We start from the raw sequence: 11,578 nt of genomic DNA on the forward strand, positions 1-11,578 counted from the left end.
CGTTAGACAAACACAATTTCCGAAAATACGAAACAGAAATATTTTTGACGGGAGGACTGGACTGGCCGAGTCGCGTTGAAATTGCTGGCAAACTTCGTGGTTTGGCGCAGGCCTCGCCGAACACTTTTCGTGCTTTGCGAGCGTCGCCATTAAGAGACGTTCCTTCGACACCCGTCTCGCGCAAACGCGGCGAAGCACGGCGTCAGTTGGCACCAAACCAGAGCTCCAAGGGAGCCCTCAGGTGCGCGCACTCAACCAGGCGTCCCCGGCGTGGGTCCACGGGATCCTGGCTGCTGAAGATTCCATTTGCGACTGAGATGGCGTCGCCAAGCGATGGCCTGGGCGAAAAGGCATATCGTCGCAACAAGAGCGTAAAAAGTCGGATGCCATCCCGGATGTGGTGGCAGCGCGAGCCAATATGCGATCAACGCAATCCCAAACACAAACATGAGCCTGGATTGGATTCGCATAAACCTCGGCCCATATACCGGGCCCAAGTTGCCGCCGGGCGCCACTCTGCGTTCGAAGTATGGAAGCTTCGGCAACTGATTGACTCCCAGAAGGAAGATGATGCCAACCGCAACAAACAAGGCACGATAGATGGCCCGAAGCTCCAAGTGAATACCAAGGTCAAGCCTCGTGATGATGACGAGCGCCTGTGCCAGCAGCAGGACGATACAATAGCTCATCGAAACTGTGGCTCCCCATTTGCGCCAAGGTTCATTTCTCGCGCTGTCTGTTCGCTCGCCACGGCCGTGGCCGTAGAGGACACCGACGACGAAAGCGCTGCAGGCTGGAAAGATGAATAGCGATGGCAGGGACGCTCTGGGTTGGACCGCCTGTACGATCCAGTCGTTCGGAACGATGAACCAAAACATCGCACCGGCGAGCATCAGGGCGATGAGCGTCCCGCAAATCAAGGCGGTTCGCCGGTCGATCACTTGGTCCTCCGTGTCGCGAGCTTGAGCTTTCCGCCGGAACGAACGCCGATTCCGACGGTCTCGGCAAAGCTAAGCAGCGCGTCTTCAAGCACCGACAGTTTCAAACTGTAAGTGATGGTCGTTCCGACTTTGTCCGATTCGACCAGGTCCGCCTCGCGCAACACCGCGAAATGGGCAGAGAGCGTCGGCTTGGCGCAATGGAAATGCTCGGCGATTTGTCCTGCCGTCATTGGTCGGTCCCTCAACAGCTGCAGGATGCGGCGGCGTGTCGGATCGGAGAGCGCCTTGAAAACGAGGTTCATATTTAGTTGTTTAGCTAATTATGGAACGATTGTCAATCAGCTTCGCCCTACGGGGTCCGCCGATTCACCGGCGTCTGGCGCGAGACACCGCGTACGCTAGCGCGCCTTCGTCTGGATCAAGCCCTGAGCTCAAATGACATCGGGTGGTTGTCAGCCACGGAATTGGCGAAGCATTTTCGCAGATCGAAGACATGCGAAGGAGAGTGTTGGCCATTGTCTTTGTCGCCGCCAACTCGGCGCATCTATTTCATAAGGCCGAGCACGGCGCCGGAGGCCGCGATCATGCCCAATGCAACGATGCTGCCGCGCCAGATCAGCTGCTGACGCGCGGTCTTGCGGTCATGGAAAGCGAGCCAGTCTTGCACAAATCCCGGAGGGATATCGAAGACGACTGTGCGCTCCTCGCCATGATGCGTTTCGTGCTCACAAAACATCGTCCTGACATTTTGCACGCCGAGCCGCTCAAGCTCGCGATGCCACTGCCAGGCGTGCTCGCCGTTCGTCCAGCGATTTTCGAAGGGGACAGCGTGTGATTTCATGACGAGCCTCCTTCTCACTTGACCTCATTGGGCTCACTTGACCTCACGTTTCGATTGTAGCGCGTTTTCCAAGCCGCCGCGAGCGTCCACCCAGCCCAAGCCTGGCCTTCCGCAGTGCAGGAAGACCTCGGCGCTGGACAAACGGAGTTGGACGAACAAAGGCTCGTGCGTTCGTCACGGCGCTCCTAGGAGCAAGCTAAAGGCAGGGAGAGATGATCGAGCCGAACTGAGCCGGATGCGAAGCGCAAAGCAGGGATCTAACGACCGCCTTGTCTGATGAGGGCGTTGGCCTGGGGGCTCGGCATCAGGCGCTGCTTGAGCTGAATCACATGGGCCATCCCCCACCCGATGAGGACTACGCCCAGCAGCAGACATACGACGAATATCAGCATGTCTCGCTTGTTGAATCGACGCATGAGCGCCTCCGATGACGCTTTCGGGCCAGCGCGAATGCGGCGCAATGGACGCGCCGCAAAATTCCGCCAGCGTCGGGAGGCGGCTATGCCATTCGCCAACGGCCCATGCAGCCATTCCCACTCATTCGATTGTACAGGCATCCCACCACATCTCGCAATTGTGATGAGGCGGCGCTCACTCGCGGTCCGGCGGGTTCCGGGTCCGTGTTAAAATCGCGCCGCGCGTATTAGGCACGCGTGGTGAGGGGCAGACCATCAATCCGTTACAGGAGCGCTCCATGTCAGATCTTGTTGCGATTGTGTACCCATCCGAAGCCAAAGCAGAAGAAGTCCGGCAGAAGATCCTCAAGCTGCAGGGCGAGTATCTGATCACGATCAACGATGCCGTGATCGCCGTCAAAACCGAGGACTCCGTCAAGCTCAATCAGCTCGTGAACACGACGATGGCGGGGGCCGCGAGAGGCAGCTTTTGGGGGCTGCTGTTCGGGATGGTGTTCCTGAATCCGCTGATCGGCGTGGCGCTCGGCGCCGGCGCAGGCGCTCTGGGCGGTGCGATGACCGACTTCGGCATCAGGGACCAGTTCATGAAGGATCTGGCATCGAAGGTGAAAGCGGGAGATGCCGTCCTGTTCCTGCTGATCGAGAACATGACGGCCGACAAGGTCATCCCTGAAATCAAGGATGCGGGAGGGACGGTTCTGAAGACCTCGCTCGACGAAAAGAAGGAGCAGCACCTGCGCGATACCCTCGCAGCCGCAACCCAACCCAAGGCTGCCTAGAGATCAGGCCGCCTACAAGCAAAGGCTGCCCCAAGGGCGGCGAAGTTCCGGTTGGTCCTGATCACACGGACTCATCGAAGCTTCGCATTCAAAGCCGATCGCGTGTTCTGGTTCTGACGTCCGTATCATCTCGCAACGTGCCTATTGAGGGACGTCAGAACCGAGGACATTTCACCGAAGGACATTTGTTAGCCACGGCCTTCGGCGGTCGCGGCTCCGCTCAGTTTTGTGCCACACCGGTCCTGTCGGGCGCCGCACGCACGCCGCGCGCCAGTTTCAACGCATCCTCATCGGCCCAGAAACGGATGAAGACCATCGCGGTTGCTCGTCCAGCATATGGCCTGGATGACGGTGACCTCGATGCCGCCTGCACGCAAGGCGCGGATCGGCGGATTGACCTCATCGCCGTCACCGGGACGCCGTCGGTCATCCTGACGTTGCCGTTGCCGGTCGGATGAAATCATCACATTCGCGCTGCCCATCGACGTGAGATCCGCTTGAGCTGTTCCGCGACATGAGTGCGATGTGCCGGTAAAATAAGGTGCGGTCACACCCCGACTGCATTTCTTCAGGCACAGCACGGCGCATGCAGGACGGCACGGGGAGCTTTCCACCCGACCTGAGCTCGATCTAGTCTGTCTCGTCCGAGACGGACTGAGGTGTGCGGACATGGTCCGGCAACGTTTTCGCGGCCTCTTCCAGAAGTACTGGCTCGTGCTCTTCATGGCGGTGGCGGTTCCGCTCGCGATCAATGGCGTGATCGAGGCCTGGTTCGGCTATCGCGATCAGCGCGCGCGGCTGGACCAGCTGCTTGGACTTCAGGCGACGTCAGCCGCGACCAGGATCCATGGCTTCATCGACGAGATCACAAACGAGCTTGGGTGGCTGGTTCAACTGCCCTGGACTGACGGCCCCGACGAGCTGCGGCGAACTGACGCGTTGCGCCTGCTCCGCCAAGCACCCGCCGTCGCGAGTCTTACGCTGTGTGATCATGCCGGACGAGAACGTCTCTACATCTCGCGGGTCGGTCTCAATCGGGTCGACAGTCGCGCGGAACGATCCACCGATCCCGCGGTCGTCGGCGCCCGCTCGGCCCGCATCTGGTTTGGTGACGTCAACTATAACCGGGGTTCCGAGCCCTACCTTACCGTTGCGATGTCCGGGAACAGGCCATCGGCCGGGGTGGTCGTTGCTGAAGTCAACCTCAAGCTCATCTGGGAGGTCATATCGGCCATCAAGGTGGGAGACGCCGGCTTCGCCTTCGTGCTGGATCGGCCGGGCCGGCTGATTGCTCATCCGGACCTCAGCCTCGTCCTGCGCGGAGCGGACGAAGCCACGTCCAAGCCCTTTCAAGCCATACGCTATGCAATCGGGCGGGCCGGAACGGGTTTCGCAAGAGGCCGGGACCTGCGGGGCGACCCAATTGCCGCCGCTGGCGCTCCTGTCGCAGGTCCTGATTGGACCGTTGTGGTCCAGCAGCCGCTGTCGGAAGCTTTCGCTCCGATCTACGCAGCCTTGTGGCGGACCGCACTGCTTCTTCTGCTCGGCACCATGTTCTCGGGTCTGCTCGCCTATGGGCTGGCGGATCGGATGACGAACCCGATCCGGCTTCTCGAGGAAGGCACTGAGAAGATCAGAGCCGGACACTTCGACCATCGCATCACGATCGAGACGGGAGATGAGCTTCAGCGCCTGGCGGATAGTTTCAACAGGATGGCGTCCCAACTGGCTCTCGCCAGGGAGCATCAGGAGCGAATTGCCAGACTCAAGCGCTTTCTTGCTCCGCAGGTCGCCGATCTCGTCGACCGAACCGGTGACGACAGCGTCTTGGAAGGGCGCCGCGCCGAGGTGGTGGTCGTGTTCGCTGATTTGCGAGGATTCACCTCGTTCTCCGCGGGCGTGGCGCCAGAGGAAGTCATGAGCGTCCTCTCGGAATACTATGAGGTGCTCGGCAAAGTCATCGCGGCATTCGCAGCCACGCTGATCAGCTTCTCGGGCGACGGCTTGATGGTTCTTGTCAATGCGCCCGTCCCCGTCAAAGAGCCGGCGCTCACCGCCGTCGATCTGGCCGTGGCGATGCAGAGGAGCGTGCAGGAACTCATCGGCTGCTGGCGAGAGCGGGGGTACGAGGTCGGCTTCGGTGTGGGACTTGCCAGTGGCTCGGCAACCGTCGGGCGGATCGGATATGCAAGCCGGTTCGACTATACGGCCATTGGCAGTGTCGTGAATCTCGCGGCCCGCCTGTGCGCCTCCGCGGCCGACCGGGAAATCCTGATGAACGGCGAAGTTGCCGCAGCGGTCAAGGACAGGCGTGCGCTGAAAGCATTGGGGGATCGTCCGATTAAGGGCTATGATGAGGCCATACCGGTCTTTGGAATCGCGTTCGATGCGCCGTTGAAGGCGTGTGCCGATTGACTTGATGGCACCAATGTCTGGCGCTCGACGCATGTGGCGCGACGTGAACAGCAGGATCCGCGCTCATGGGCGATCAGGCGATGCCGGTTGGTGCACCCATGGCCAGCGCTGGCTGCAAGGCCGCTCGCCGGGCGCCGATGTTCGACCGCATCGGGCGCCGAGACGTTCTTGCCTTGCTCGGTGCTGCCGCAGCCTGGACGTATCCGGCACGGGCGCAGAGATCGATCCCGGTCCTCGGCTATCTTTGTCCGGAGTCGCCTGTGCCGTTCGCCAGCCGGCTCAAAGCCTTTCACGATGGCCTCCGGGAGACCGGCTACATCGAAGGCAAGAACGTCGCAATCGAATATCGATGGGCGGAAGGGCAGTACAAGCGATTGCCGGACTTGGCTGCAAGTCTGGTCGCTCGTGACGTGGATATCATCGTCGCGCCAGGCGGCGCTCCGGTGGCGCTCGCGGCCAAAGCTTCCACCACGAGCAAGACGATCGTCTTTGAGATGGGCGGCGATCCGGTCCAATTGGGCGTGGTCGACAGCTTGTCGCGACCGGGTGGGAACATCACCGGAGTGTCCAGCTTGAGCGTGGAAGTCTCGCGCAAACGCCTGGAGTTCATGCACGAGTTGCTGCCGGCGGCAACGGCGTTGGCGGTCGTTGCCAATCCGACAAGTCCAACCGCCAAGTCACAATTGGAGAGTCTTCATTCCGCCGCGGGAGTCCTGGGGGTCGACCTGCAGATTCTGAATGCCAGCATCGAACAAGAGTTCGAGCCTGCATTCTCGGCCGCGGCCCAGAAGCCGCCGACCGGACTTGTGTTCACCTCGGATCCCTACTTTGCGTTCAGGAGCGGACAGCTTGCCGCGCTTGCTCAGCAATATCGTTTACCCGCAATCACGCAATCTCGCGACTTTCCCATCGCCGGAGGCCTGATGAGCTATGGAGGTGATTTCGTCCAGTCGCATCGTCGCACCGGCGTCTATGCCGGACGGATCCTCCATGGCGAGAAGCCCTCCAATCTGCCAGTCCAGCTGGTCACGAGAGTCGAGTTCTTCGTCAACCTGAAGGCCGCCAAGATCCTCGGCATCGAACTTTCACCTTCGCTCATCAGCAGCGCCGACGAGGTGATCGAGTAGAACGCGGCTGGTGCGCGCTCGGCGTGCCGCGCGCGCCACGGTTTGGCCATGAGAGATCCGCCGCATTTCAGCGGCGGATGGAGTCTGCAGCCAATGTCCGCTTCCCTCAGTTCTGTGCCACGGCGGTCCGGTCGAGTGCCGCACGCACGCCGCGCGCCAGCTTCAGCGCATCGTCATTGGCCCAGAAATGGATGAAGAACATGCGTGGCTGTTCGTCCAGCATGTGGCTGTGGATCGCGGTCACCTCGATGTCGCCCTCGCGCAGGCTGCGGATCAGCGGATTGACCTCATCGCCCGTCACCAGGAAGTCGCCGGTGATCGCCGCATGGCCGTTGCCGGTCGGCTGAAAGTTGATCCCGTTGGCGCCGCCCATGGCCGCGGTGACTGTCATGCCACCGTCCGTCGCGGCGTCGCGGCGCGGGATGCCGAACTGATAGACGCCGCCGGTGGCCGTGCCCTTGGCGTGCATGATCTCGTCGAGCTTTGCGGTGTCGAGATCAAGCGCCGGTGCGGCGCTGGCCGTGGTGGCCGGCGGCTCGAACGGCGTCTTGCTCCCGGTCGACAGCGCCTCGTGGATCGCGGCCGCCATCTTCTCGGGATCGCCGTGGCCGGCGACATGCATGTAGAACGTGGCGGGCTGCGCCCGCAGCAGGTGGTTGTGGATGGCGGTGATCTCCAAACCACTGTTCAGGAGCTTGGTCATGACCGGCGTGGTCTCGGTATCGAGCAGAACCAGGTCCCCCATCACCATCGCTTCACCATGCATCGGCGCGAAGGCGACCCAGCCACCGAGCGCGAGCGACGGCTTGATCGGCACGCCGTCCAGGGTGACATGCAGATCTGACCGCGGCAGACCGTAACGATGGACCTCGCCGCTGACGCTGGCGGTCTTGCCGAGCGCCGCATCCACCTTCTTCCAATCGATCGACTGGGCGGCGGCGAGGCTCGGCACAAGCACAGCAGCCGCCACAGCGGCGATCATTCTCATTGTCGTCATGATCTCAACTCCTGTCTGTTGATCGCCCCCTCTCGTCAGATGACGCCCGCCACGCGGAGCAGGACGCCGGTGATGCAAGACGCCGCGAGGACAACGAGCATCCCCGCATTGAAGCGGAAGATCGCGACCGCGGCCGCGACCGAAAGCAGGAGCGCCGGCAGGTCGATACTTGCTGGCACCGGCGCATCGAACGCGAGGCCGAAGCCCTGCACCGGAACGGTCTGCCGGAACAGCGTATGCAGCGCGAACCAGATCGACAGGTTGAGGATCACGCCGACGACCGCGGCCGTGATCGCCGATAGCGCGCCGGCGAGCGCCTTGTTGCCGCGCAGGGCTTCGATGTAGGGCGCGCCGACGAAGATCCAGAGGAAACAGGGCGTGAAGGTCACCCAGGTCGCGAGCAGGCCACCGAGCGTACCGGCAAGCATCGGTGACAGTCCGCTCGCCTGGCGGAACGCCGCCATGAAGCCCACGAACTGGACCACCATGATCAGCGGCCCGGGCGTGGTCTCGGCCATGCCCAAGCCGTCGAGCATCTCGCGCGGCTGGACCCAGTGATAGTACTCGGCGGCCTGCTGCGCCACATAGGCGAGAACCGCGTAGGCGCCGCCGAATGTCACCAGCGCCATCTTGCTGAAGAAGATCGCGATCTGGCTGAACACGTCGTTGGGCCCGAGGCCGATCAGGAGCGCGAACACCGGAACCAGCCAGAGCGCGAGCCACACGAGGCCGGTGCGCAGCGCGCGCGCCGAATTCGGCCTGACGTGATCGGGCACGGCCTCGCCGAGCATGCTGTCGATCGCAGCCGAGCTCTTGCCGCCATGCTCGATCGCGGCGAATTCCGGCCGGCCGAGCCGGGCGCCGACGAAGCCGATGGCCGCAGCTCCGATGATGATCACGGGGAACGGCGCACCGAAGAAGAAGATCGCGACGAACGCCGCCGCCGCGATTCCAATCATCACCGGATTGCGCAGCGCCCGCCTGCCCACGCGCACCACCGCCTGGATGACGATGGCGAGCACGGCCGCCTTCAGGCCGAAGAACAGCGCTTCGACCAGGCCGACATTGCCATAGGCCGCGTAGATGTAGCTCAAGCCCATGATCGCGAAGATGCCGGGCAGGATGAACAGCCCGCCCGCCACGATGCCGCCAGCGGTCCGATGCAGCAGCCAGCCAATATAGGTCGCAAGCTGCTGCGCTTCCGGGCCGGGCAGCAGCATGCAGTAGTTGAGCGCGTGCAGGAAGCGCCCCTCCGAGATCCAGTTCTTCTCCTCGACCAGGATCCGATGCATCACCGCGATCTGCCCGGCCGGCCCGCCGAAGCTGAGGATCGCGACGCGGATCCAGACCACGAGCGCCTCGGTGAAGGAGATGCCGTGGGCCTGGCCCTGCGCCGCGACCTTCTGGCTTGCCGTGACGTCGGTCATGGCTTCACCTTGTTGGTCGGCCAGTTGTGCGTCTCCTTGGTCGCGTCCCTGCACCAGCGATAGAACGCGTCATAGAGCAGCATGCCGGCGTCGAGCTGCTCTAGATCATCGTCGAACATCCGCGACAGCCCGAGCGAAGCGGCGAGCAGGCCCGGCGCTTCCGGACATAGATCGAGCCGCGCGGTGTCCGCCGCGCGCACCATGGTGGCCAGCCGATCCAGCCCTGGCGTCGTCGACAGGCCGAATTCCCGGACCATGACATCGAAGGTGCAGGCCTCGCCGCGATGGCTCCAGAACACGTTCTCGATGTCGAACGCGGTCGCGCCGAAGCGCTCGGCCACGGCTTCGACCTCGGACGACGTCACGAACAGGAACACCGCGGCGGGATCGACGAACCGCCGGATCAGCCAGGGGCATGCGATGCGATCGATCTTCGGTCGCGCGCGCGTGACCCAGACGGTGCGGCCGCGTCCGTCGCGTTTGGGAATTTTGTCGACCGGGACGGTCGGATATTCGGCTTGGACCCAGCCGAGGTGGCCGCCTTCGAGGCTCTCAGCAGGGACGCCCTGACAGCGGAGCCATGCGGCCGTGCCCTCGGCGAGTTTTTCGCCCTTCTGGCAGATGACGACGACGGACTGGCCCGTGAGGCTTTTGCCCCACTCCTGCACGTCGAGGTGCGAGCGCCGGCTCGCACCCGGAATCAGCCGCGGATGCGCGGCGAAATCCTCGTCGGTGCGAACATCGACGAGCGTCGGCACATTGGAGGTGCCAATGAGCCGGGACAGTTTTTCTGAGGAAATCGAGGTGTAGGATGTAGACATGCTGCGCCCTTTCGAAGAATCAGGACGCGATACTTGGGCATGTCGCCTCGCGGGGAGATCGCAATCCCCGTATGCGCGATCAAACCGCTTTCGACCCTCACTGTCAATCCGGTCGGCGATCATGACGGTTTGTTGAGAAAATCCGGTTCCGTGCGAGCCCCTGATCGACGGATGCATCCACACTGCATGTGGAACATGGGACAATGATCCATCGCCGCTCGACGCGGCGCGCCGGGCTTGATAACCGCCTCTCTCCGGAACGCTGGTTCTTTGAGTCGGGGCACATGACGGTAGCGATCGAGATGGGGCAGACGATGGCAGGCGCGCCTGCGTCAGTCGACCTCGAGGAGCTGCTGGCAACGCGCCTGCTGGTGCAGGGCAATTCGGGCTCCGGCAAATCGCACCTGCTGCGGCGGCTTCTGGAGCAGAGCGCGCCCTGGGTGCAGCAGACGATCATCGATCCGGAGGGCGACTTCGTCACGCTCGCCGAGCGGTTCGGCCATCTCGTGATCGATGCCGAGGAGCATACCGAGCGCGGGCTCGAGGTCGCCGGCGCGCGCGCGCGCATCCATCGTGTCTCCACCGTGCTCAATCTCGAGGGGCTCGATGCCGAGAACCAGATGCGGCGTGCCGCCGCGTTCCTGAACGGGCTGTTCGACGTCGCGCGCGACCATTGGTACCCGATGCTGGTGGTGGTGGATGAGGCGCAGCTGTTCGCGCCGGCGGTCGCCGGCGAAGTCTCAGACGAGGCGCGCAAAGCATCGCTGTCGGCGATGACCAACCTGATGTGCCGCGGCCGCAAGCGCGGGCTGGCCGGCGTGATCGCCACGCAACGTTTGGCGAAGCTCGCCAAGAACGTCGCGGCAGAAGCCTCCAATTTCCTGATGGGCCGCACCTTCCTCGACATCGATATGGCGCGCGCCGCCGATCTCTTGGGGATGGAGCGGCGGCAGGCCGAGGCCTTTCGCGACCTCGAGCGCGGCCACTTCATGGCGCTCGGCCCTGCCCTCTCCCGCCGGCCGCTGGGCCTGCGCATCGGCGTGACCGAAACCAGGCCGCGCAATGCGACGCCGCGCCTGTTGCCGCTGCCGGAAGCGACGCTGGAAGACGCGCGCGCCGTCATTCTGGCGGCGCCCCCGCCCGAGACCAACCGGCCGCAGCGCCGGACGCCGGCGCCTGATCTGCTCGAGCAGCTGATGGCGGCGAAATCGGCCGCGCTGGAAGCTGCGCCAGAACCGGTCGAACAGCCTGTCAGCGCCGAGGAGCTTGCCGAGCGGCGCGCGCGTGTCGACCGCGTCCTGGTCGCCTTGCTCGCCGAGCCCGACGCCGGCTTCCGCGCGGTCGGCGTGCTCTATCAGGAGTTCGTGGTCCGCTGCCGCATCGAGGGCCTCGGCACCGATGTCCCGGAGCTGAGCGACTTCCGCCGCATGCTGGCGCGGGCCCGCGCCGGCCTCGGCGCCGACCTGGGGGAAGATGATGCGTGGCAGGACGTGTCGCTGCGCGCGTCGCTGCTGCCGGAGGATATGCAGGGCGTGTTCATGATGGTCGCGCGCGCTGCCAAGGAAGGCTGGCCGTGCCCGAGCGACGCCGCGATTGCGCGGGCTTATGGCTCGCACTCGCTGCGCCGTGCCCAGCGCCTGCTGACCTACATGGAAGACCAGGGCCTGATCGTCTGCCAGCTTGACGGCGCCGGCCGGCGGATCGTGACCTTGGTCGAACTCGCCTGGGCCACCGCTCCGGGTGACCCGAATGCGGACGAGGTGGCCGCGGAGCAAGGCTGCAGCCCGGCGCCTTGAGATGCCCTGCGCGTGAGC

11 protein-coding genes are annotated in these 11,578 nt (G+C 63.6%); 5 read left to right on the plus strand and 6 right to left on the minus strand.

The features are described 5' to 3' along the window. Positions 1-251 precede the first annotated feature (251 nt). Entirely contained in the window at positions 252-941 is a 690-nt protein-coding gene (locus tag BRAS3843_RS37520) for a hypothetical protein (RefSeq protein ID WP_008974521.1), read from the minus strand. Next, the gene (locus BRAS3843_RS37525) at positions 938-1,243 is read right to left on the minus strand and encodes an autorepressor SdpR family transcription factor (protein WP_008974522.1); all 306 of its coding nucleotides are present in this window, start codon (positions 1,241-1,243) and stop codon (positions 938-940) included. Before BRAS3843_RS37525 ends, BRAS3843_RS37520 begins: the two co-directional genes overlap by 4 nt. 206 nt (positions 1,244-1,449) lie before the next feature. Here BRAS3843_RS37525 and BRAS3843_RS41780 point away from each other — a divergent pair, with 206 nt between their 5' ends. Both BRAS3843_RS41780 and BRAS3843_RS37535 read left to right on the plus strand, forming a co-directional pair. Next, entirely contained in the window at positions 1,450-1,776 is a 327-nt protein-coding gene (locus BRAS3843_RS41780; RefSeq protein ID WP_175361189.1) for a hypothetical protein, read from the plus strand. Between the two features lie 700 nt (positions 1,777-2,476). Next, complete coding sequence (locus tag BRAS3843_RS37535) at positions 2,477-2,977, plus strand: DUF1269 domain-containing protein (RefSeq protein ID WP_008974524.1); 501 nt, start codon at positions 2,477-2,479, stop codon at positions 2,975-2,977. A 287-nt stretch (positions 2,978-3,264) separates the two neighbouring features. Here the strand turns inward: BRAS3843_RS37535 and BRAS3843_RS42630 are convergent, their stop codons facing one another. Then, entirely contained in the window at positions 3,265-3,459 is a 195-nt protein-coding gene (locus BRAS3843_RS42630; RefSeq protein ID WP_035984119.1) for a hypothetical protein, read from the minus strand. 187 nt (positions 3,460-3,646) lie between these two features. Here BRAS3843_RS42630 and BRAS3843_RS37545 point away from each other — a divergent pair, with 187 nt between their 5' ends. Both BRAS3843_RS37545 and BRAS3843_RS37550 read left to right on the plus strand, forming a co-directional pair. Beyond that, the gene (locus tag BRAS3843_RS37545) at positions 3,647-5,392 is read left to right on the plus strand and encodes an adenylate/guanylate cyclase domain-containing protein (protein WP_008974526.1); all 1,746 of its coding nucleotides are present in this window, start codon (positions 3,647-3,649) and stop codon (positions 5,390-5,392) included. Between the two features lie 149 nt (positions 5,393-5,541). Beyond that, positions 5,542-6,519, plus strand: a complete 978-nt coding sequence (locus tag BRAS3843_RS37550) for an ABC transporter substrate-binding protein (protein WP_035984124.1) — start codon at positions 5,542-5,544, stop codon at positions 6,517-6,519. 106 nt (positions 6,520-6,625) lie between these two features. Here the strand turns inward: BRAS3843_RS37550 and BRAS3843_RS37555 are convergent, their stop codons facing one another. The 3 genes from BRAS3843_RS37555 to BRAS3843_RS37565 are packed head-to-tail and all read right to left on the minus strand — an operon-like array spanning position 6,626 to position 9,764. Continuing rightward, complete coding sequence (locus BRAS3843_RS37555) at positions 6,626-7,507, minus strand: DUF1259 domain-containing protein (protein WP_139025093.1); 882 nt, start codon at positions 7,505-7,507, stop codon at positions 6,626-6,628. A 44-nt stretch (positions 7,508-7,551) separates the two neighbouring features. Next, positions 7,552-8,943 carry a chromate efflux transporter gene (gene chrA / locus BRAS3843_RS37560; protein WP_008974529.1) on the minus strand — a complete coding sequence of 464 codons (1,392 nt, stop codon included), beginning with the start codon at positions 8,941-8,943 and terminating at the stop codon, positions 7,552-7,554. After that, positions 8,940-9,764: a sulfurtransferase/chromate resistance protein gene (locus tag BRAS3843_RS37565; protein ID WP_008974530.1), complete on the minus strand. Its 825-nt coding sequence runs from the start codon at positions 9,762-9,764 to the stop codon at positions 8,940-8,942. Before BRAS3843_RS37565 ends, chrA begins: the two co-directional genes overlap by 4 nt. Positions 9,765-10,048: 284 nt before the next feature. Here BRAS3843_RS37565 and BRAS3843_RS37570 point away from each other — a divergent pair, with 284 nt between their 5' ends. After that, positions 10,049-11,560 carry an ATP-binding protein gene (locus BRAS3843_RS37570; protein WP_008974531.1) on the plus strand — a complete coding sequence of 504 codons (1,512 nt, stop codon included), beginning with the start codon at positions 10,049-10,051 and terminating at the stop codon, positions 11,558-11,560. The last annotated feature ends 18 nt before the right edge of the window (positions 11,561-11,578 follow it).

It is taken from the genome of Bradyrhizobium sp. STM 3843, assembly GCF_000239815.1.
In the GTDB taxonomy this organism is placed as follows: domain Bacteria; phylum Pseudomonadota; class Alphaproteobacteria; order Rhizobiales; family Xanthobacteraceae; genus Bradyrhizobium.

Excerpts from the sequence above, each read along its gene's own strand:
- BRAS3843_RS42630 (WP_035984119.1), bottom strand. The coding sequence starts at position 3,459 with ATGGGCAGCGCGAATGTGATGATTTCATCCGACCGGCAACGGCAACGT.
- chrA (WP_008974529.1), bottom strand. The coding sequence starts at position 8,943 with ATGACCGACGTCACGGCAAGCCAGAAGGTCGCGGCGCAGGGCCAGGCC.
- BRAS3843_RS37535 (WP_008974524.1), top strand. The coding sequence starts at position 2,477 with ATGTCAGATCTTGTTGCGATTGTGTACCCATCCGAAGCCAAAGCAGAA.
- BRAS3843_RS37570 (WP_008974531.1), top strand. The coding sequence starts at position 10,049 with ATGACGGTAGCGATCGAGATGGGGCAGACGATGGCAGGCGCGCCTGCG.
- BRAS3843_RS37555 (WP_139025093.1), bottom strand. The coding sequence starts at position 7,507 with ATGAGAATGATCGCCGCTGTGGCGGCTGCTGTGCTTGTGCCGAGCCTC.
- BRAS3843_RS37565 (WP_008974530.1), bottom strand. The coding sequence starts at position 9,764 with ATGTCTACATCCTACACCTCGATTTCCTCAGAAAAACTGTCCCGGCTC.
- BRAS3843_RS37525 (WP_008974522.1), bottom strand. The coding sequence starts at position 1,243 with ATGAACCTCGTTTTCAAGGCGCTCTCCGATCCGACACGCCGCCGCATC.
- BRAS3843_RS37545 (WP_008974526.1), top strand. The coding sequence starts at position 3,647 with ATGGTCCGGCAACGTTTTCGCGGCCTCTTCCAGAAGTACTGGCTCGTG.